Origin of the sequence: Streptomyces sp. NPDC056128 (assembly GCF_042263835.1) — a bacterium.
In the GTDB taxonomy this organism is placed as follows: Bacteria; Actinomycetota; Actinomycetes; order Streptomycetales; family Streptomycetaceae; genus Streptomyces.
Window position 1 is genome coordinate 42,178 of the sequence record NZ_JBHJVQ010000006.1, and the last position, 19,455, is coordinate 61,632.

Annotated in this window: 18 protein-coding genes; 5 read left to right on the plus strand and 13 right to left on the minus strand. The window is 74.3% G+C overall.

What is annotated here, in order from left to right; all coding sequences use genetic code 11:
• The first annotated feature begins 48 nt into the window (after window positions 1-48).
• Window positions 49-1,473 (plus strand): Gfo/Idh/MocA family protein, encoded by a 1,425-nt coding sequence (locus ACFC1X_RS14940; RefSeq protein ID WP_376353161.1) that lies wholly within the window; start codon window positions 49-51, stop codon window positions 1,471-1,473.
• A 28-nt stretch (window positions 1,474-1,501) separates the two neighbouring features.
• Here ACFC1X_RS14940 and ACFC1X_RS14945 read toward each other — a convergent pair whose 3' ends face one another.
• The 3 genes from ACFC1X_RS14945 to ACFC1X_RS14955 all read right to left on the minus strand — a co-directional run bounded on the left by ACFC1X_RS14945 (window position 1,502) and on the right by ACFC1X_RS14955 (window position 4,048).
• Window positions 1,502-2,587 (minus strand): GNAT family N-acetyltransferase, encoded by a 1,086-nt coding sequence (locus ACFC1X_RS14945; RefSeq protein ID WP_376353163.1) that lies wholly within the window; start codon window positions 2,585-2,587, stop codon window positions 1,502-1,504.
• A 114-nt stretch (window positions 2,588-2,701) separates the two neighbouring features.
• Window positions 2,702-3,070, minus strand: a complete 369-nt coding sequence (locus tag ACFC1X_RS14950) for a hypothetical protein (RefSeq protein WP_376353165.1) — start codon at window positions 3,068-3,070, stop codon at window positions 2,702-2,704.
• Window positions 3,071-3,289: 219 nt separating this feature from the next.
• Window positions 3,290-4,048, minus strand: coding sequence for a hypothetical protein (locus ACFC1X_RS14955; protein WP_376353168.1), 759 nt, complete (start codon window positions 4,046-4,048; stop codon window positions 3,290-3,292).
• 330 nt (window positions 4,049-4,378) lie between these two features.
• Here ACFC1X_RS14955 and ACFC1X_RS14960 point away from each other — a divergent pair, with 330 nt between their 5' ends.
• Window positions 4,379-4,582 (plus strand): cold-shock protein, encoded by a 204-nt coding sequence (locus ACFC1X_RS14960; protein ID WP_003978336.1) that lies wholly within the window; start codon window positions 4,379-4,381, stop codon window positions 4,580-4,582.
• A 73-nt stretch (window positions 4,583-4,655) separates the two neighbouring features.
• Here the strand turns inward: ACFC1X_RS14960 and ACFC1X_RS14965 are convergent, their stop codons facing one another.
• The 3 genes from ACFC1X_RS14965 to ACFC1X_RS14975 form a co-directional block, all read right to left on the minus strand.
• The gene (locus ACFC1X_RS14965; protein WP_376353171.1) at window positions 4,656-5,489 is read right to left on the minus strand and encodes an alpha/beta fold hydrolase; all 834 of its coding nucleotides are present in this window, start codon (window positions 5,487-5,489) and stop codon (window positions 4,656-4,658) included.
• 51 nt (window positions 5,490-5,540) lie between these two features.
• Entirely contained in the window at window positions 5,541-6,356 is an 816-nt protein-coding gene (locus ACFC1X_RS14970) for an SAM-dependent methyltransferase (protein WP_376353174.1), read from the minus strand.
• A gap of 167 nt (window positions 6,357-6,523) precedes the next feature.
• The gene (locus ACFC1X_RS14975) at window positions 6,524-9,298 is read right to left on the minus strand and encodes an AAA family ATPase (protein WP_376353177.1); all 2,775 of its coding nucleotides are present in this window, start codon (window positions 9,296-9,298) and stop codon (window positions 6,524-6,526) included.
• A gap of 142 nt (window positions 9,299-9,440) precedes the next feature.
• On the opposite strand from ACFC1X_RS14975, the gene ACFC1X_RS14980 reads away from it, so the two are divergent.
• Both ACFC1X_RS14980 and ACFC1X_RS14985 read left to right on the plus strand, forming a co-directional pair.
• Entirely contained in the window at window positions 9,441-10,379 is a 939-nt protein-coding gene (locus ACFC1X_RS14980; protein WP_376353180.1) for an MBL fold metallo-hydrolase, read from the plus strand.
• Window positions 10,376-11,863: a carboxylesterase/lipase family protein gene (locus tag ACFC1X_RS14985; protein WP_376353183.1), complete on the plus strand. Its 1,488-nt coding sequence runs from the start codon at window positions 10,376-10,378 to the stop codon at window positions 11,861-11,863. The genes ACFC1X_RS14980 and ACFC1X_RS14985 overlap by 4 nt, the downstream gene beginning before the upstream one ends.
• Window positions 11,864-11,888: 25 nt before the next feature.
• On the opposite strand, the gene ACFC1X_RS14990 is transcribed toward ACFC1X_RS14985, so the two are convergent.
• Complete coding sequence (locus ACFC1X_RS14990; protein WP_376353185.1) at window positions 11,889-12,623, minus strand: SDR family oxidoreductase; 735 nt, start codon at window positions 12,621-12,623, stop codon at window positions 11,889-11,891.
• Window positions 12,624-12,756: 133 nt separating this feature from the next.
• Between ACFC1X_RS14990 and ACFC1X_RS14995 the strand changes: the two genes are divergently transcribed.
• Entirely contained in the window at window positions 12,757-13,599 is an 843-nt protein-coding gene (locus tag ACFC1X_RS14995) for a helix-turn-helix transcriptional regulator (RefSeq protein WP_376353187.1), read from the plus strand.
• Here ACFC1X_RS14995 and ACFC1X_RS15000 read toward each other — a convergent pair.
• The 6 genes from ACFC1X_RS15000 to ACFC1X_RS15025 all read right to left on the minus strand — a co-directional run bounded on the left by ACFC1X_RS15000 (window position 13,596) and on the right by ACFC1X_RS15025 (window position 19,430).
• A complete protein-coding gene (locus tag ACFC1X_RS15000; protein WP_376353188.1) occupies window positions 13,596-14,171 on the minus strand; it encodes a TetR/AcrR family transcriptional regulator in 576 nt (191 codons plus the stop codon). The two genes, ACFC1X_RS14995 and ACFC1X_RS15000, sit on opposite strands and share 4 nt — an antisense overlap.
• A gap of 10 nt (window positions 14,172-14,181) precedes the next feature.
• Window positions 14,182-15,447, minus strand: a complete 1,266-nt coding sequence (locus ACFC1X_RS15005; RefSeq protein ID WP_376353191.1) for a hypothetical protein — start codon at window positions 15,445-15,447, stop codon at window positions 14,182-14,184.
• A gap of 150 nt (window positions 15,448-15,597) precedes the next feature.
• Window positions 15,598-16,773, minus strand: a complete 1,176-nt coding sequence (locus ACFC1X_RS15010; protein WP_376353194.1) for a YncE family protein — start codon at window positions 16,771-16,773, stop codon at window positions 15,598-15,600.
• Window positions 16,770-17,420 carry an ankyrin repeat domain-containing protein gene (locus tag ACFC1X_RS15015; RefSeq protein ID WP_376353197.1) on the minus strand — a complete coding sequence of 217 codons (651 nt, stop codon included), beginning with the start codon at window positions 17,418-17,420 and terminating at the stop codon, window positions 16,770-16,772. Before ACFC1X_RS15015 ends, ACFC1X_RS15010 begins: the two co-directional genes overlap by 4 nt.
• Before the next feature lie 165 nt (window positions 17,421-17,585).
• Complete coding sequence (locus ACFC1X_RS15020; protein ID WP_376353200.1) at window positions 17,586-18,239, minus strand: maleylpyruvate isomerase N-terminal domain-containing protein; 654 nt, start codon at window positions 18,237-18,239, stop codon at window positions 17,586-17,588.
• Between the two features lie 84 nt (window positions 18,240-18,323).
• Complete coding sequence (locus ACFC1X_RS15025) at window positions 18,324-19,430, minus strand: AI-2E family transporter (protein ID WP_376353203.1); 1,107 nt, start codon at window positions 19,428-19,430, stop codon at window positions 18,324-18,326.
• Window positions 19,431-19,455: the final 25 nt, after the last annotated feature.

The following is a 19,455-nucleotide window of genomic DNA, read 5'->3' on the forward strand; positions in this document are numbered from 1 at the left end:
TCCGCGCCCCCACCGTGCAGCCGACCGCCCACGAGGAGTGTTGCCGTCATGTCCGAAAAGCCCGCTGTCTCACGCCGACTGCTGCTGGGCTCCGCCGTCGCCACCGGTGCGGCCGCCGCCGGGATGACCGCGGCCGCCCCGTCCGCGTCGGCGGCCGAGCCGGCGCCGCCCCGCCGCCGCCCCGGCCAGAAGCCGATGATCGGCGTGCCCTTCGAGGCCCACAGAACCGTCCGGGTCGGCGTCATCGGCCTCGGCAACCGGGGCGGCGGAATGATCACCGGCTGGGCCGCCGTGCCCGGCTGCACGGTGACCGCCGTCTGCGACATCCGCGCCGAGCGCGCGAAGAGCGCCGCCGACCGGCTGGCGAGCAAGGGCCACCCGCGCCCCGCCGAGTACGGCGGCTCGGCCGACTCCTACGCCCGGATGCTCAGGCGCGACGACATCGACCTCGTGTACATCGCCACGCCCTGGGAGTTCCACTACGAGCAGGGGAGAGCGGCGCTGCTCAGCGGCAAGCACGCCGTGGTGGAACTCCCCGTCGCGACCGAACTGCGCCAGCTGTGGGACCTCGTGGACACCTCCGAGCGCACCCGCAGGCACCTGCTCCTGTCCGAGAACTGCAGCTACGGCCGCAACGAGCTGGCCATGCTGAAGGCGGCCCACGACGGCCTGTTCGGAGACGTCACCAACGGCCACGGAGGCTACCTCCACGACCTGCGTGAACTCCTCTTCTCCGACACCTACTACACCGACTCCTGGCGCCGGCTCTGGCACACCCGCAGCACCGCCTCCTTCTACCCGATGCACGGACTGGCCCCCATCGCGGCGGCCATGGACGTCAACCGCGGTGACCGCATGGCCACCCTGACCGCCACCTCGACCGCGCCGAAGGGCCTGGCCGACTACCGGGCGCGCTTCGTCCCCCGGGACCACCCCTCCTGGAAGGAGAACTACATCAACGGTGACCTGGTCACCTGCATGATCGAAACGGCGAGGGGCCGCACCATCCGGGCGGAGCACGACGTGAGTTCGCCCCGGCCGTACAGCCGCATCAACACCCTCGCCGGCAGCCGGGGCATCGTCGAGGACTACGCCGGATCCGCCCCGACCGGCGCCCGGATCTACGTCGAACCGGACCACAGCGGCCACACCTGGCGGGACTTCGAGGCCTACCGCAAGGAGTACGACCACTGGCTGTGGCAGAAGGTCGGCGACGACGCCGCGAACAACGGCGGCCACGGCGGCATGGACTACGTCCTCCAGTGGCGCCTGGTCCAGCTCATGCGGGTGGGGCTGGTGCCGGACATCGACGTCTACGACTCGGCCGCCTGGTGCGCGCCGGTTCCGCTGAGCGTCACCTCGCTGGCCCGGGGCGGCCGCCCGGTCGAGATCCCCGACTTCACCCGGGGTGCCTGGCGCGAGCGCAGGCCCGGCCTCGACTCGACGCCCACCGACATGCCGCCCGTGCGCTGAGCACCCGCCTGCTCGCCCCCGGCCCGCGTCAGCGGTCGCGCACCCGGCCCAGCTCCTCCAGCGCCCGGGCCGCGGTGCGCGCCAGCCGCGGCCGGTCCCGCACGAAACGCCGGGCGGCCCGCACCGGATCCCGACGCATCCGGTGGACGGCGCCGCCCGGCCCGGGGCGCACCACCGCACCCTCGTACACCCGCAGGTCCCGCGTCTTGAACGTCTCCTTGTAGCGGGCGGGCCCGCTGCCCAGGTCCACCGTCTCGATCCCGTCCGCGGCCGCCGCCTCCAGCATCCGCAACAGCAGCAGAAGCCCGGGGGAGTACTTGGCGTACGCGCGGTCGTACGCCGGGAACCACCAGGACAGGACCGTGGGCGAGCGCAGCCCGAAGTGGGCGGCCACGGGCCGGTCACCGGCGTGCAGCACCGACAGCACGCCGCGGCACCCGGGATCCTCGCTCCGGGCGAGCAGCTCCACCAGCCCGGTGATCCAGGGCTGCGCGAACCGGTCGCGCCGGCCCGTGCGCCGGTACTGCGCGGACTTCCAGCGCATGAGCGTGCGCAGAGCCCCGGGGTCCGGTTCGTCGTACACGAAGCGGACTTCGCCGAGCTGCCGGGCGAGTCTTCGCTCCTTGGCGAGGGTCTGTTTCAGGAAGCCGGGCGACCCGGCGCGCAGGGCCCGCGCGTACCGGTCGAAGCCGTCACCCAGGTCGACGACCGGCGAGGCCAGCGCCTCGGCCGTGTGCGGCAGGAACATGTCCTGGTCCGACTCCAGGTTGTCGAACTCCCAGGACGACAGCGAACAGGCCCGCAGCAGCGCGCCGGCGTCGAGACGCATGCCGTCCCGCAGCACGGCGCCCTGGCTGTCCGACACCCCGAGCCCGATGGCCCGCCCCTGACCCGCGAAGCCCCGCTCGTACGGGAAGTACCCCACCGGGACGCCGTCCTCCCGCAGCACCGCCACCTCGGCCCGCGGCCTGACCAGCCCCACGGCCGCGGTGAACGCCGGGTCCAGGAACGGGTTCGCCGGTGCTCGGGAGGCGGCCCTGATCTCCCGCCAGATCTTGTGGTCGTCCGCGCCGAGCCGCCCCGGCCCGATCACGTCGATGCGCTTACCGGACACGCGCCTGCCTCCTGCGTCGTCGGAACTGAGGACACACGACGGCCTGCTGGACACCGCGTCGCGGCGGGTGGTCACCCGGGCCGCGCGGCGCAGGCCTGGTCGGTACCGCCTCGCTCAGCAGCGAAACGTCTGCAGTGCGGCTACGCTCCGGGCGCCCCCGTCGGTCACCCTCCCGCGGGCGGGACACGGAAGGCCGGCGGCCGCCCCGTCCTGCCGGGCGGCGTGGGCACGTGCCGGGGCGCGGGCGGCGTCCCCGTCGTCGGCGCCCGCCGTGCCCGCGGCCCTCGCCGAGCGGACGGCGACGTGACGGCGCGGGGCGTCCTCCTCGCACGGGCCGGATTCCCCCGCGGTGTCGGCCACCACGGCGGCCGTGACCGCCGCACGGTCCGCGGACGCCTCCGCGAGCACCGGCGGCCGGGGGGTGAGGAGATACAGCAGCGCCCACGCCAGCAGTACTGCCGCCGCTGCCCGTCGACGCCGCACTGTCGGACTCCTGACCTCAGTCCCGTCCGGGGCTGACCACGGGTCGGCATGGGGCCAGTCCCCCGCATACGCCCAGTTGGGTCTCCAGTAGGCCGACCGTGCTCCGTCCCGTCAAGACCGCACCGTCCTAACCGGTCCGTCCGGCCCGGTCCGGTGACGTCGTGCTCCGTCGCCCTCTCGTACCGGGCGTCTACGCGGGGTGGACGCGCGCGGCGTGCGCTACCGCGCCAGGACCTCCCGCGGGCCCATGACGACCACCGGCTCCTTCTCCGGGTCCACGGCGGTCAGCAACGCGCGCATGTTCTCCTCGCTCAGGGACACGCAGGCGTTGGTCGGCCCGTCGTGGTCCACGTGGATCCAGACGCCGCCGCCCTTGTCCTCCCCCTGGGGGCGGGTCAGGTCCAGCGGGGTGGTGCCGGGCACCCGGTTGTAGTCGATGGCGATCACGTAGTCGAAGGACCCCTCCAGCGGCTCGCCCAGATGCCCGGTGCCCGACACGGCGAACTCCGGATCCTGGTCGTACGGGAGCAGGCTGCCCGGGTCCGGCAGCCGGCCGCCCGCGTCGCTGAGCCCGAAGACACCGATGGGTGAGTGCAGGTCGCCCGCCTCGTGTTCGTCGGTCCAGCCACGCAGGCCGTTGTGCGCCGACCAGGGGCCCGCGACCGCCCGCCAGCCCTGGGCGGGATACCGCTCGTAGAGCACCACCCGCGCCTGCGACGACGTCTCCGACTCACCGGTGACCACCAGGGCCTGCCGCGTGCCGGCCGGGAGCAGGTCCCGCATGACCGGCCCGACCCCGGGAAGCGGGCGGGGAAAGTGGCGCGGGGGGCCGGGGCGGGGGGACACCGGCTGGGCCGCCGAACTGCCGGGCGCGTCCCGCAAGGAGGCGTCCGCTTGCTGCCGGGCGCAGCCGGTCCCCAGCACGCCGGTGCACATGACAGCGCCGATCACCAGGGCCAGCGCTTTCCTGACGGTCATATCGATCTCCGACTCCGTGGGTGGACTACTCATAGCTAGACCACTTACGGAACCGGGGCGTCCGCTCGCCCCTCCGTCTCCCCCGGATGGCGCAGAGGGGACCCGCGCGGCGGCCGTCCCGGGCCCCCGTACGCAACATCGTTCCCGCTCACACCCCTTACTCACTGGTGGGGCTCGGACATGCCGTGTAGCGTCAGCAGCAGATGTCGTGGTTCGCCCAGACCGCCCGCCCCGGAGTGCGGGCGGTTTGCTGTGCAATGCCGGAGGACCAGGACGACCACCTCCGGGTTCGCGCGGTGCGGATCCGATAACGGCTGAAAGGCAAAAGGCATGGCCAGCGGAACTGTCAAGTGGTTCAACTCTGAAAAGGGCTTCGGCTTCATCGCGCAGGACGGCGGCGGTCCCGACGTCTTCGCGCACTACTCCAACATCAACGCCCAGGGCTACCGCGAGCTCCAGGAAGGCCAGGCCGTCACCTTCGACATCACCCAGGGCCAGAAGGGCCCGCAGGCGGAGAACATCACCCCCGCCTGACCGGCAGACTGCCGAACAGGGCAGGGTGGCCGGAGACCTCGCGTCTCCGGGCACCCTGCCCTGTGGCATGCCGTCAGGGAACGTCGCGCAGGAAGCCGAGCAGTGCGGCGGTCAGCTCGGCGGGCGCGTCCTCCTGGACCAGATGACCCGCTTGGGCGATCGGCTCCCACCGCGCGCCGGGCACGGTGGCGGCGAGTTCGCGCCCCTTCGCCACGGGAATCCAGGCGTCGTCCTCACCCCAGCAGATCAGCGTCGGTACGCCGATCCGGGGGTACCGGTCCTGGATCTCGTCGGTGTACCGCTGGTCCGCCTGGGCGATCTGCCGGTAGAAGGCAGGCTGTCCCGACTCGCCGAGCCAGGGCCGGACGAGCTGGTCCAGCACCGCCGGGTGCAGTCCGGGACCGCCCGTGGAACCCACGTACTCGCGCACCAGCGCCCCGTGGAGCGCCGGGGGCAGCCGCTCGAAGACCTCGGCGTGCTCGCGGACCAGCCGGAAGAACGGCGACCCCCAGGGCGCCAGCGCGACCGGATCGACCAGGGCCAGCGCCCGGTAGCGGGCGTCGTGCAGCAGATGGCCCCGCAGCGCGACGGCGCCCCCGAAGTCGTGCGCGACCACCAGGGGCTCCGCCAGGCCCCAGTGGTCCAGCAGCTCGGTGAAGACCCCGCCCTGCGCCGCCAGTGACACGTCCTGGCCCGGGAACTTCTCCGACAGCCCGTAGCCGGGCATGTCCCACACGAACACCTGGTGGTCACGCGCCAGCGAACGGGCCACCGCGCGCCAGACGTACGAGGAGAACGGCGTCCCGTGCAGCAGGACCAGCGGGCGCCCGTCCGGGGCGCCCAGCCGGTTCCATCGGACGGTGCCCGAGCCGCTGCGGTACGACTCGGGCAGCTGCCATGCGGACATCGGGGGTGCTCCTCTCGATCGGGCGCCCGGCGCCGGACGCCGCGCGTGGCGTCACGGCTTGCGCGCGAGACCGCCGTGCTCGCCGATGGGCTCCGGGGCGGGGCCGCCGGCCTCCGGACGCCAGAGGGTCACCGGGACCACGCCCGGTTCCACCAGCTCCAGGCCGTCGAAGTATGCCGTGATCTGGTCGACGGTGCGCAGGATGTACGGCGCGGCACCGCTCTCGTTGTAGGCGTCCTGCGCCCGCTCGAACTCCGGGTCTGTGCCCCGCGAACCGTCGTTGACCGAGAGGTGGCTGCCGGACGGCAGGGCGTCCATCAGCCGGGTGGCGATGGAACGCGCCCGGTCGTAGTCGGCGACGTGGCCCAGGATGTTGCTGAGGATGAGGGCGACCGGCCGGTCGAGGTCCAGGGTTTTGGCGGCGGCCGCCAGGACGGTGTCCGGGTCGAGCACGTCGGCGTCGATGTAGGCGGTCGCGCCCTCCGGGGTGGAGTACAGCAGCGCGCGGGCGTGGGCGAGGACCATCGGGTCGTTGTCCACGTAGACGACGCGCGCCTCGGGCGCGAGGCGCTGGGCGACCTCGTGGGTGTTGTCGGCGGTCGGCAGACCGGTGCCGATGTCGAGGAACTGCCGGATGCCCGCCTCGGCGACCAGATGGGTGATGTTGCGGCGCAGGAAGGCCCGGCTGCTGCGGGCGATGGTGACGATGCCCGGGAAGACGGCGGTGTACGCGTCGCCCGCCTCCTCGTCCACCGGGTAGTTGTCCTTGCCGCCCAGCCAGTAGTTCCAGATCCGGGCCGAGTGCGGCACCGAGGTGTCGATCTTCTGGTGTGCCGAGTGACCGGGCGTCGTCGCAGGGTCGTTCATGGTGGCGGTCCGTCTTTCAGCCGAGGCGTGGGTGCTTTCCCACAACCTACGTGGCAACGGCCTTTCCCTGTAGACCGGTTCACCCACGGCCCGGGCGGAACCGGGGGCTCCGCGGAAATCCGGCCGCGCGACCCGTACCGCGAACGTCGGCGGTAGCCCGGACGGCCTCACGACCGGTTGCCGCCGGCACGCTCCACGAGGTCGCGGAGCTGCGAGCGGGCCGTGATGCCCAGCTTGGGGAAGCTGCGGTACAGGTGGGAGCCCACCGTGCGCGGGGAGAGGAAGAGCCGCTCGCCGATCTCGCGGTTGGTCAGCCCGCGGGCGGCGAGCCCGATGATCTGCCGCTGTTGCGGAGAGAGCCCGGCCAGCGAGCCGGGGTCCGCGTCGGCGACGTCGAGTCCGGCGGCCCGCGACTCGGCCAGGGCCCGTTCGGCCCAGGGGCGCGCGCCCAGCCGCCGGAAGGTCTCCAGGGCCTCGGCGAGCGGCGCACGCGCCTCGGTGATCCTCCGCCGGCGGCGCAGCCACTCGGCGAGGTCCAGCAGGGCCTGCGCGCGCTCGAAGGGCCGGTGCGCCGAGTCCGGGTCGGCGAGGGCCGCCCGGAAGCGGGGTTCGGCGTCCTCCGGGTCCGCGAGGAGACCGCGGGCCCGCTCGGTCAGGGCGCGCAGGCGGGGCGAGGCGTTCCCGGCGAGTGCGTGCGCGGCACGCTCGACGATCGCGGCGGCCTCCTCGCGCCGGCCCGCGCGCACGGCGGCCGCGGCCAGGTCCGCGAGCGCGGGGTAGGAGGCGTGGTAGTGCACGGGGGAGCCGTCCGCCGTGAAGACCGCGCGCAGTTGGTCGTACGCCGTCTCGTGGGCGCCGTCGGCGGTCGCGGCGGCCGCGAGCGCGCGCCGGGCATAGACCGCGACCGAGCGGCTCTCCAGCGGGTCGACGAGGGCGAGCGCGTCCGCCGCCCGGGCGCGAGCCGCCTCACTGTCCCCCTGGAGGGCGAGCAGCATGGCGTCCACCGCGGCCGCGCACGCCACGGCGTGGTCCAGGCCCAGCGCCGAGCCGACCGCGGTGACGCGGGCGCAGGCCTCGCGGGCCCGTTCCCAACGCCCCTGCTCCAGGTAGGCCCAGGCCGCCGCGCCGCCCATGCCGTCGGGGAGCGCCCCGAGCGACTCCCAGTGGTCGAAGGCCTCGTCGAAGGCGCGGACGGCGAGCGGTGTCTCGTCCATGAGCCACGCCATGACGCCCACCGCGGTGAGCCGTTCGGGGCGGTCCGCGGACTCGTCGGCCATCCGGGGCAGTTGGGGGACGAGCCACGCCCGGCTCCCGAACGGGTCGGACACGGCCCTGACCCAGACGCCCGGCCACGGGTCCGGCATGTCCTCCGGCAGTATCGCCAACACCTCGTCGAGCCGGTGCAGTTGGGTCTCGCGTCCGGAATAGAAGCGGACCACCGCGGCGTCCGTCAGCAGATCCAGCGCGGCGGCGGGCCGGGAGCGGGCCAGCCCCTCGGCGGTGTCGGTCAGCCGGGCGAAGACCGCGGAGTGACGCGCGGTCAGCACGGCGAGCCGCCCCGCCTGCACGGCCGCCTCGGCCCGCAGCGCCACGTCGTCCGTACGCGCACGGACGGCCGCGACCAGATCCTCGACCCAGGACAGCTCCCCGGTGAGCACCGCCGCCCGGGCGGCCGCCACCAGCAGCCGGGCGCCGTCCTCGGGGCGCGGGGCGAGTTCGGCGGCCCGTTGCAGCGCCTTCGCCGCCGCCGCGTGCCCGCCCCGGCGGCGGGCCCGCTCGGCCGTCCGCACCAGGTCCGCCGACACGTCCGCGTCCGCGTGCGGGGCGGCGGCGGCACGGTGCCAGGCGCGCCGGTCCGGCTCGGCACGCAGCAGGTCGGCCAGCGCCAGGTGCGCCGCACGGCGGGCCTCGGAGGGCGCCGCGTGATATACGGCGGACCGCACCAGCGGGTGGCGGAACCGGACACCGGAGCCGGTCCGCCCGATCAGCCCGCCCGCCTCGGCGGGCAGCCACGCGTCGTCCCCGGCGCCGGGCAGCCCGGCCGGTACGGCGAGCGCGGAGTCGCCGGTGTCCATGGCGGCCAGGAGCAGCAGGGCCCGTGCGGTGGGGGAGGGGAGGCCGTCGAGACGGGCGGCGAAGACCCGCTCCAGGTGGTCGGTGAGCGGCAGCGGTCCGGCGGGCGTCGGCTCCCGGCCCGGGTCCCGGGCGGACCTCGCCAGTTCCACCAGCGCCAGCGGGTTGCCGCCGGCCTGGTCGAGGATCCGCGCCCGGACCCGGCCGACGGGACTGTCCGGCCGGCGGTCCAGCAGACGGTGGGCCGAGGCGTCGTCCAGCGGTCCGAGGAGGAGGGCCGGCGCGTGCCGGTCGAAGCCCGGGAGGCGCCCGCCCGTACGGGCTCCGACCAGCATCGTCACCGGCTCGCCCGCGAGCCGCCGGGCGACGAAGGACAGCACGGTGAGGGAGGCGCGGTCGAACAGCGGCGCGTCGTCGAGGAGCACCAGCACGGGGGAGGGCCCGCCCAGCGCGGAGAGCAGGTTCAGGACGGCGACGCCGACGAGCATGAGGTCGGGCGGCGCCGCGTCCCGCCCCGCGCCGAGGGCGTCGGACAGCGCCGCGCGCTGTCCGTCCGGCAGTTCCTCCGCCTCGGTGCGCACCGGCCGCAGCAGTTGGTGCAGCGCGGAGAACGCGAGGTCCGACTCCGACTCGCTCCCGGTGGCCCTCAGCACGCGCGCACCCCTTGTCGCGGCCCGCCGCGCCACGGCGTCCAGCAGCGTGCTCTTGCCCGTGCCCGCCTCGCCCAGGAGCAGCAGCACCCGCTCGGGCGACGCCGGGTCCGCCGCACGAAGGAGGCGTGCCCACTCCGCGTCCCGGCCCACGACCGGCTCCCCGGTGTCCGGCCCCGGGCCCGCGGCGGCACCCGCCTTCCCTGTGCGCTCGTCCACGCCGCCAAGGCTACAAGCGGCGTCGGATGCCCGGCGCGGCGCGGACGCGCGGGTGCAGTCAGGTGACGGATACCGCGCCCGCCGGAGCGTCCGTAGGTTTTCGGGCGGGCCCAGCAATGTCTTCGCCTCACCAAGGAGCGTCATGGAACGGATCGAACTCGGGAATGTCAGTGTCACCCGGGTGTGGGAATACTTCGGGCCCGTGGAAATGACACCCGAGACGTTCTTCCCGGAAGTCCCGAAAGACGTGTGGGACCGCGGCCGGGACTGGCTCGAACCGCATTTCCTGGATTCCCGGACCAACATCGTGAACTCGGCGATCCAGACCTGGCTGCTGCGCAGCGAGGGAAAGAACATCCTCGTCGACACCGGTGTGGGCAACCACAAGGAACGCCCCTACGCGCCGGTCTGGAGCCGGCTCGACACCGATTTTCTCGCCAACCTCGCACGGGCCGGCGTCGAACCGGAGGACGTGGACGTCGTGATCAACACACATCTCCACATCGACCACGTCGGCTGGAACACGTATCTGGACGGGCGGAACTGGGTGCCCACTTTCCCCAACGCCACGTACCTGATGCCGCGCGACGACTTCGAATTCTGGAACCCCGAGAACGGTCACCGGCCGCTGCTCGGCCGCGGCAACCAGAACGTGTTCGAGGACAGCGTGGCCCCGGTGCACCGGGCCGGACAGACCGTGCTGTGGGAGGGCGGCCACCGGATCGACGGCAACCTGCGGCTGGACCCGGCCCCCGGTCACACCCCGGGCTCCAGCGTGCTCACCCTCGATTCCGGGACGGACCGCGCGCTCTTCGTCGGGGACCTGCTGCACTCCCCGGTCCAGATCCTCGAACCGGACCACAACAGCTGCTTCTGCGAGGACCCCGCCGGCGCCCGCGCCACCCGCCGCAGGCTCCTGGGCTGGGCCGCCGACCACCACGCCCTCCTGTTCCCGGCACACCTGGCAGGCCACGGAGCCGCCGAAGTGGTGCGCGACGCGGACAAGTTCGCCATCAAGGGCTGGGCGCCCTTCGACCCGTACACCGAGCAGCGCCGAGACCACCGGAAGGGCACGAAGTGAACCACCACGACCCCGTCGTGACCACGGACCGGGGCGCCGTACGCGGAACCCTCAGGGACGGTACCGCCGCCTTCCTGAACATCCCCTACGCCGCACCGCCCCGGGGCGCCGGCCGCTTCGAGCCGCCCCGGCCGCACGAGAGCTGGGACGGCGTACGCGACGCCACCCGGCCGGGGCCCACCGCACCGCAGTCCGAGCGCAGACTCGGCCGTGTCGACATGTCGGCCTACTTCGGCCCCGGCCGGATCCCCGGCGACGACCATCTGACCGTCAACGTGTGGACGCCGGACATCACGAGCGGCGCCCTGCCCGTCATGGTGTTCGTCCACGGCGGGGGATTCGTCGCCGGATCGACCCGGGCCCCGATGTACGACGGGTCCGCGTTCGCCCGCGACGGGGTCGTCCTCGTCACCCTCAACTACCGGCTGGGCATCGCCGGATTCCTCGACCTCCCCGGAGCGCCCGCCAACCGCGGCCTGCTGGACGTCGTCGCCGCACTGCGGTGGGTGCACGAGAACATCGCCGCCTTCGGCGGAGACCCGCACCGCGTCACCCTCTTCGGCCAGTCGGCCGGGGCGACGATCGTGGGCGGCGTCCTCGCCGACCCCGGGGCCGCCGGGCTCCTGCGCCGGGCGATCGTCCAGAGCGGCAGCGGCCTGGGCGCGTTCACCACCGAGCAGGCCGCCCGCGTCACCGCGGCGGCGGCCGACGCCCTCGGCGTGGCACCCCGGGCCGACGCCTTCGCGGAGATCCCCGACGACCGCCTGGTCGACGCCGTCGGCGGCCTGGCCGGGCTCGACCTGCGGACCCCGACCCACCGCGACCCCCTGCTCGGCCTCAGCCCCTTCAGCCTGGTCCTCGACACCCAGCCCGCGAGGTCCGTCGCCGCGGGCGCCGGCGCCGGTGTCGACCTGCTCATCGGAACCAACACCGAGGAGGGCAACCTCTACCTGGTCCCCGTCGACCGGTACACCACCTCCGACGCCCACGACGTCGACGCCACGGCCGCGCATGCGCACCCGGACCCGGCGCGGCTCGTCGGGACGTACCGCACGGCACGCCCCGGAGCGACCCCCGGCGAACTCCGCTCCGCCATCATGGGCGACGCCCTCTTCGGCGCCGGCAGCCGCGCCCTGGCCGACGCGCACGCCGCGCATCCGGCCTCCTCCACCCACGCCTACGAGTTCGCCTGGCGCTCGCACGCCCTGGACGGACGGCTCGGCGCCACCCACACCATGGAGCTGCCCTTCGTCTTCGACCGCACCGGCCTGCCGGAGCTGCGCGGACCCGGCGGCCTGCTCGGCCCCGACGAGCCACCGGCGGACCTCGCCGCCCGCACGCACGCGGCCTGGATCAGGTTCGCGAGCACCGGCGACCCGGGCTGGGACGCCTACGACACCCGGCGCCGGACGACGATGCGCATCGACGCGGAGTGGACGCCGGTCGACGACCCCCGCGGCGCGGAGCGGCGGGCCTGGACCTGACTCGCCGGGGGTCGGGCCCGTCCGGCTACTGGGCGCTGCCCGCCGGGCGTACGACGATCTCGTTGACGTCGACCCCGGCGGGCCGGGAGACGGCGAACGCGATCGCGTCCGCGATGGCGGAGGCGGGGAGGGCCACCGAACGGTAGGTCTTCATGTCCTCGCGCGCACGCGGGTCGGAGATGGAGTCGGCCAGCTCCGACTCGGTGACGCCGGGGGAGACGACGCTCACCCGGATGCTCCCGTCCGACTCCTGGCGCAGCCCCTCGGACAGGGCCCGCACCGCGAACTTGGTCGCGCAGTACACGGCGGCGGTGGGCACCACCTCGTACGCGCCGACCGACGCGATGTTCACGACGTGTCCGCCGCCCTGCCGCCGCATGACCGGCAGCACGGCCGCGACGCCGTGCAGCACCCCGCGCACGTTCACGTCGATCATCCGGTCCCACTCATCGACCTTCAGGGCCGCGAGCGGCGAGAGCGGCATCACCCCGGCGTTGTTGACCAGCACGTCCACCCGGCCCCAGCGCTCGGTGGCCGCCGACACGAACGCCCGCACGTCGGCGGCGTCGGTGACGTCCAGACGTCGGAAGGCGGCGGTGCCGCCCTCGGCGGTGATCCGCCCGGCCAGCTTCTCCAGCCGGTCGGTGCGGCGGGCGCCCAGGAACACCCGGTGGCCGTCGGCGGCCAGGCGGTGGGCCGTGGCCTCACCGATCCCGCTGCTCGCCCCGGTGACGAGTACGACCTTGGCGATATGTGTCATGACAGTGCGTCCTCTCGGTATCCGGCCTTGCTCCACCGAGTCTGTGCAGGTCAGCGGCCATGTGCCAGGACGCCCCCTGCCTGGGTGCGACACACCCGGGCAGGGACCAGGACCGCCGCCTAGCCTGGACGCCATGGACGAGAACCACCTGGGCGAGTTCCTGCGCGCACGCCGGGCCGGACTGCGGCCGCGGGACGTCGGCATGGTCAGCCACGGCACCCGCAGGGTCGCCGGGCTGCGCCGCGAGGAGGTCGCGGTCCTCGCCGGAGTCAACGGCGACTACTACACCCGCCTGGAACAGGGCCGCGAACGCAACCCCTCCCCCCAGGTCCTCGACGCCCTCGCCCGCGCCCTGCGCCTGGACACCGACGCCCGGGCACACCTGTTCCGCCTCGCCGGCGGCGCACCGGGGGAGGAACCCTCCGCCCACGCCGCGGAGGAAGTCAGCCCCGCGCTGCGCCAGTTGATGGACGGCTGTCCGCACACCCCGGCGTTCGTGCTGAGCCGCACCCTGGACCTCCTGGCCGCCAACGCGCTGGCCGAAGCCCTCTTCGAGCCGTTCGACCCGGCCGACAACCTGGCCCGCATGGTGTTCCTCGACCCCGCGGGCCGGGCCTTCTACGAAGACTGGGAGCGGGCGGCCCAGGCCACCGTCGCCAACCTGCGCCAGGCGGCCGGGTTCGACCCGGACAGCCCACGGCTGCGCCGCCTGGTCGGCACCCTCACCGAGCACAGCGCGGACTTCACCCGCCTGTGGAACGCCCACGCCGTGCGCGGCAAGACCCAGGACGCCAAGAACCTCCGCCACCCCGAGGTCGGCGCCCTCGCCCTCACCTACCAGGCCTTCGACGTACGCGACGCGCCCGGCCAGCAACTCGTCATCTACCACGCCGAACCCGGCGGCCCGAGCGCCCGCGCCCTCGACCTGCTCGGCACCCTCCACGCCACCCGGCGGCGCACCGGGCCCCGGGGCTAACCGGCGCCGCGACCGGCGAGCAGGGCGCGCAGCACGTCGAGGCAGTCGTCGACGAGTTCCCCCACCGGCCGTTCCACGGGCCCGTTCATCCAGCGCCCGACGGCCACCTTCAGTACGGCGACCGCGGTCTCGGCCGTCAGCTCCGCGGTCAGGTCGTCCACGTCGCGGCGGCGCAGCGCCTCCGCCAGCGCGCCGGACAGCGACGCGAGCTTGATCAGTTCCCGTTCCCGCAGCTCGGCGTTGGCGTCGATGACGGTCCGACGCTGCCGGACGCGCTCGCCGGACTCCTCGAGGACCCGTGCCGCGGTGCTGAGCGCCGCGGCCGTCGCGTCCATCGGGGAGGCGCCGTCGGGAGCCGCCGCGACGGCGCCCACGCACAGCTCCTCCAGCGTGCCCGAGCCGGCGAACAGGACCTCCCGCTTGTCGGTGAAGTGCCGGAAGAAGGTGCGCTCCGTCAGACCGGCCCGCCTGGAGATCTCGGCCACCGTGGTCCGCTCGTAGCCGCGCTCCACGTACAGCTCCGACGCCGCCTGCTCCAGCCGTCCGCGCGCGTTCGGCTCCCATCGACCCATGCCGCGGAGTCTATGGGGCGGCGGTCACGGTCAATCCGGGTCGGCGCAGGGTCCGGACGTACACGTCACCGCCCGGGCTGGGGGCGCCGGGCGCCAGGCCCTCGGCGGCGGACGTGAAGACGACGGTACGGCCGTGGGCGTCGGCCGGCCGCTCACCGGCGGTCGCCGCGACCGGCGTTCCGTCGGGGGTCCCGGCGACCAACGTGATGTGGTTCGTGCGCAGGTCGGTCCGGTACAGATGGGTCGTGTCCCGGTCGGCGCCGGAGGGCGTGAACCCGAGGACGACGTACCGTCCGTCCCGGCTCACGGACGGGTTGCTGCTCTCGCCCTGCGCCGCCGGGGCGGGCAGCCGCCGCACCGTCCGCTCGCGCAGGCCGGTCACGAAGACGTCGTCCCCCGAGCCGTTGGGATCCTCGCCGGGGACCAGGTCGGTCGCCCAGGACACGAAGGCGGCCACCCGGCCGTTGCCGCTGATCGCCGGGTAACCCGAGCGGGCCGTGGTGGTGGAGCCGTCCGCCGCCACGTCCAGCCGCCGGGGCTCGCCGCCCGGCAGGTCCACCAGGAAGACCCGGTTCGGCGGATGCTGGACCGGCGCGGGCACGCTCTCCCAGTAGACCAGCCGGCGGCCGTCGTCGCTGAGGTGGGCCTCGCTCGCCCAGCCGGACTCCAGCACCGTCAGCGCGCCCGTACGCAGGTCCCGCACGGCGGTGCGGTGGCTCGGACGGCCGGTGCGGGTCTCCCGTGCGGTGAACGACACGTATCGCCCGTTCGCACTGAGCGAGGCACCCACCAGCGTGCCGTTCTGCTCGGGGAACAGATCGCCGACGCCGCCGACCCAGTCGGTCGCCCCGGTCCTGAGATCCCGGCGGAAGAAGCCGTACTGATCCCGGCCTGCGACGAGGGCGCGTGAGCGGAAGACGACGTACCGGCCGTCGGCGCCGAGCACCGGAGCGCTTCCGCCGTACGCCGCCTGCCCGCCGTCCTCGGTCAGGCTGACCCGCGTGGTGCGGTGGGTCCGCAGGTCGTGCAGGAAGACGTCCGGAAGTGCGTTGGTGTCGCCCGGCACCAGGTTGTCGGCGGACGAGCCGAAGACGACGTACCGCCCGTCCGCGCTCACGGACGGCCCGTTCGCCCCCTCCGTCACCCGCCGGACGGACGGGTCCCCGGCCGTGCGGCGGCCGTCGGGCGACGCGAAGGCACCCGCGGGCGCCAGGAGCGTCGCCGCACACGCCGAGGCGGTGACCGCGACCATGACCGTGCTGAACTTCCCGCGCATGAATCCCCCCTGATTCATCCGTGCCCGGCCCCCACCGGACACACGCTCGATCCAAGCCCAACTCCCGCCGGGAGACAATCCGTTGATTGCCGTACAACCGGGAGCCGGGGGCGGTGGTCCGGGCGCGCGACGACGCGACAGCCCGGTGGGCTACCGGGGTTCGGTCGCCCGGTCGTCCCCGAGGACCGCGATGCCCAGCGGGCGCTCTCCGACGGGCAGGCGCGTCACCCGCCCCGTGTCGGTGTCGACGACGCTCAGGCCGTTCCAGTAGCCGTCGCGGGTGAAGCCGCCCGACACGTAGGCGGTGCGGCCGTCGGAGGACACGGCGACCGACTCGTGCGGGCCGTCCAGACCGATGACGCGTTCGTCCCCGGCGGGCGTGCGGACGGTCAGGGACGGTCCGTCGTCCTCGGACGGATCGATCGGGCCGGTCCCCACCACGTAGAGCGTGCCGTCCGGACCGGCCGCGACGCCGTGCTGGTGGGTGTTGGCGGTCATGTCCTCGATCCGCACCCGGCCGGTGCCGGGATCGACCACGGCCAGCCGCTCGCCCTCGAACGGCAGCAGCAGCGCCCCGTCGGAGGGTCGTACGGCGGTGTAGTGGGGCTTGAGCCAGGAGCCGAGGCCGCCCTCCGTGCCGTACGGGGCGACCTCGACGCGGCGCGTCGACCAGTCGCCGGTGTCGACCACGGTCACGTCGAAGGAGTCGTGGTTGGTCGCGTAGACGTGCCGGCCGTCGCGCGACACGTCCACGTCGAAGGGGCGCCGGCCCACCGGCACGGACTCTGTCACCTCCCGCCGCCCGGTGTCCACGACCTCCAACGTGCCGTTGCCGCCCGGCACGTTGACCCCGACGTAGAGGCGGCCGCCGTCCGGGGACAGGGCGACCCCCATGCCCCCGCCCCGGTACTCGCCGGTCGTCACGGGGCCGGTGCCGGTCCGGTAGGGGATCAGGGCGGTGCGCTCGCGGGTGCGCGTGTCCACCGCGGCCACGCCTTCCGCGGTCGCCACCCACGCCGTGCCGTCGTCGCCGAGAGCGATCCCGTACGGGGCCGTCCCGACCCGCACCGAGCCCAGATCGGCCGCCGCGCCCCGTCGGCCGGGGTCGACGAAGGTGACGGTGTCGGCGCCGAAGTCCGTGACCAGCAGGGTGCCGTCGGAGGTGCGGGCCGACCCGGTGCCGGGGTCCGGCGTCCGGTGGGGGGAGGAGGCCGGTGCCTGCGGCGGCTCCGGCGCCGTGCCGTCGTCGGTGGTCGTGCATCCGGACAGCGTCGCCGTGACGGCGGCCAGCAGGGCCAGGGGGCCCGCGAGGGTACGCCGTTTCACCGCCGCCCGCCTTCCCCGTGCCCGAGGGCGCCGCTCGTCTCGGCGCGCCGCAGCAGGTCCGCCATCGCGTCGAAGCCCCTGCGCTCGGCGTGGGCACGCGCGGTGACGCCGTCGCCGTCCGGCAGCCGAGGGTCGGCGCCCGCGGCGAGCAGGGCCGCCACCACGTCCTGGTGGGTGCGGTCGCCGTCGCCGAGGATGACCGCTTCGAGGAGTGCCGTCCAGCCGAGCCGGTTGACGTGGTCGACGTCGATCGCGGTCTCGGCGAGCACCGCCCGCACATAGGCCACGTGGCCGCGTTCACTGGCCGGGATCAGCGACACGCCGCCGAAGCGGTTGGTCAGCGTCACGTCCGGGCCGCCGGGCAGCAGGGCCCGCATCATCGCCACACTGCCCGTGACCCCGGTGACCAGCCACGCGCTGTCCTCGCGCGCGTCCTGCGCGTCGACGTCGGCCCCGGCGGCGACCAGGAGCCCGGCGATCTCGACCCGGTCGGCGAGGGCGGCCAGGAGGAGCGGGGTGCGGCCGTGCTCGTCCCGTGCCTCCAGGTCGGCGCCGGCCCGCAGTGCGGCGCGGACGGCACCGGCGTCGCCGCGCACGACGGCGGCCGGAAGACCGAGGTCCCCGGGAGTGGGTGGGGTGGCGTTCATGACGGGACAACTCCGCGGTGTCGGGGGCGAGTATCCCCAGCTTCGCCCCTCGCGGCGGCCACGCCGGTCGGCGTACCGGATCCTTCCGGGTGGCCGGGCGGAGGACGGTCCTGTCGTCCGATCGGTTGACCCCGGTCCGCCGACGGGCGCGGTACCGGTGCCGTCTCAGCCCAGCGCGAAGGGGAGCCGCGCGGCGAGCCCGCCCAGCGCCGTCGTCTCCGCCGCGGTCGGGGCGCGCCGTCCCGTGCCCACCAGCAGCGCGTCCGCGTCGCCGAACGACCGGGGGAACTCCTCCCCGACGATCCGCTCCAGCAGCGCCCGGGCCCCGGCCAGCGCCTCGGCGGGAGGCGCGGCCGCGTCCGGGAGGTGGGCGACGAGGTCGAGGTGGTGCAGCGTCCACTCCAGGACGTACGCCGAGAGGTAGTCGCCGGCTGTGAGCACGTGGTCCTGGGTCTCCACGCGGGCGGCGGGGTCCGCGAGTCCGGCGGCGCGGCCGGCGGCCGAACCCACGTCGTCCAGATGGAACTTGAGCAGCCACGGCTCCTGGTAGGCGGCGGCCAGCCGGACGGTCAGCGCGTCCAGCGGGTCGTCGCCCGTGGGGGTCTCGACGACGTTCCAGTAGGTCGTCGCGGACCGGGTCGGCTCCGCCGAGGCCGGGGTGGCCAGGGTGATCAGGACGTCCTGGGCGTCGATGACGAGGTGGCACACCAGGTCCCGGACGAGCCAGCCGGTGCAGCCGGACGGCCGTGCGAAGTCCTCGTCGGCGAGCTCGGCGACGGCGGTGCGCAGTGCCGCCCATGAGCTGGTGAAGAGATCCATGGCCGCAAGCCAACAGCACCCGTGCCGCGGCGGCGACCGGTTTCCCGCCCGCCGCTGCCAGCCCGCCGCTGCACGCCCCGCCGGTCAGGCCCCCGCGGGCGCCGTCGGGGCCTGAGCGGTTTCCTCCGGTGGTTCGGCGAGCTGCTCGCGCACGTAGTTCCAGACCACCGCGATCAGCGCCGCGATCGGCACGGCGAGCAGACTGCCCACGATCCCGGCCAGGCTGCCGCCCAGCGTCACCGCCAGCAGGATCACCGCCGCGTGCAGACCGAGGCCGCGGCTCTGGATGATGGGCTGGAACACGTTGCCCTCCAGCTGCTGTACGACGACGATGATCGCCAGCACGAGCAGCGCGTCCGTCAGCCCGTTGGACACCAGCGCGATGAGCACCGCGACGAAGCCCGCGAACAGGGCGCCCACGATGGGCACGAACGCGGACGCGAACGTCAGCACCGCCAGCGGCAGTACCAGGGGCACACCCAGGATCCACAGCCCGAGGCCGATGAAGACCGCGTCGAGCAGGCCCACCAGTGCCTGCGAGCGGACGAAGGAACCCAGGGTCTCCCAGGCGCGCAGGGCCACGGCCGGGACGTCGGTGGCCAGGCGGCCGGGCAGCTGACGGGTGAGCCACGGCAGGAACCGCGGTCCGTCCTTGAGGAAGAAGAACATCAGGAAGAGGCCCAGTACCGCGGTGATCAGACCGTTGACCACGGCACTCACCCCCGTGGTCACCGCGGTCACCACACTGCCGACACTGTCCTGGAGGCGGGCCATGGCCGAGTCGAGCGCACCCGTGATCTGGTCGTCGCCGATGTTCAGCGGCGGACCGGCGGCCCACTCGCGCAGCCGCTCGATCCCCTCGACCACACCGTCGGTCAACTCCCCGGTCTGGGACGACATCGGCACCGCGATCAGCGCCACGATGCCGAGGACGGCGAGCAGGAACCCGACCGTGACCGTCGCCGCGGCGAGCGCGGGGCGCCAGCCGTGCCGGCGCAGGAAACGGGCCGCGGGCCAGGTCAGCGTGGTCAGGAGCAGACCGACTATCAGGGGCCACACGACCGACCACATGCGGCCGAGGAGCCACAGGGCCACCGCGAGCATGACGAGTATGAGCAGCAACTCGGCAGAGACGCGGGCGCCGGTGCGCAGCGCGGCGCGGGTCCTCGCGGAACTCAATCTGGCAGACATGGGGGTCACCCTATGGGCAAGCCCC

Excerpts from the sequence above, each read along its gene's own strand:
- ACFC1X_RS15000 (WP_376353188.1), bottom strand. The coding sequence starts at position 14,171 with ATGGGTCGATGGGAGCCGAACGCGCGCGGACGGCTGGAGCAGGCGGCG.
- ACFC1X_RS15025 (WP_376353203.1), bottom strand. The coding sequence starts at position 19,430 with ATGTCTGCCAGATTGAGTTCCGCGAGGACCCGCGCCGCGCTGCGCACC.
- ACFC1X_RS15020 (WP_376353200.1), bottom strand. The coding sequence starts at position 18,239 with ATGGATCTCTTCACCAGCTCATGGGCGGCACTGCGCACCGCCGTCGCC.
- ACFC1X_RS14965 (WP_376353171.1), bottom strand. The coding sequence starts at position 5,489 with ATGTCCGCATGGCAGCTGCCCGAGTCGTACCGCAGCGGCTCGGGCACC.
- ACFC1X_RS15015 (WP_376353197.1), bottom strand. The coding sequence starts at position 17,420 with ATGAACGCCACCCCACCCACTCCCGGGGACCTCGGTCTTCCGGCCGCC.
- ACFC1X_RS14995 (WP_376353187.1), top strand. The coding sequence starts at position 12,757 with ATGGACGAGAACCACCTGGGCGAGTTCCTGCGCGCACGCCGGGCCGGA.
- ACFC1X_RS15005 (WP_376353191.1), bottom strand. The coding sequence starts at position 15,447 with ATGCGCGGGAAGTTCAGCACGGTCATGGTCGCGGTCACCGCCTCGGCG.
- ACFC1X_RS14970 (WP_376353174.1), bottom strand. The coding sequence starts at position 6,356 with ATGAACGACCCTGCGACGACGCCCGGTCACTCGGCACACCAGAAGATC.
- ACFC1X_RS14955 (WP_376353168.1), bottom strand. The coding sequence starts at position 4,048 with ATGACCGTCAGGAAAGCGCTGGCCCTGGTGATCGGCGCTGTCATGTGC.
- ACFC1X_RS14960 (WP_003978336.1), top strand. The coding sequence starts at position 4,379 with ATGGCCAGCGGAACTGTCAAGTGGTTCAACTCTGAAAAGGGCTTCGGC.
- ACFC1X_RS14980 (WP_376353180.1), top strand. The coding sequence starts at position 9,441 with ATGGAACGGATCGAACTCGGGAATGTCAGTGTCACCCGGGTGTGGGAA.
- ACFC1X_RS14990 (WP_376353185.1), bottom strand. The coding sequence starts at position 12,623 with ATGACACATATCGCCAAGGTCGTACTCGTCACCGGGGCGAGCAGCGGG.
- ACFC1X_RS14940 (WP_376353161.1), top strand. The coding sequence starts at position 49 with ATGTCCGAAAAGCCCGCTGTCTCACGCCGACTGCTGCTGGGCTCCGCC.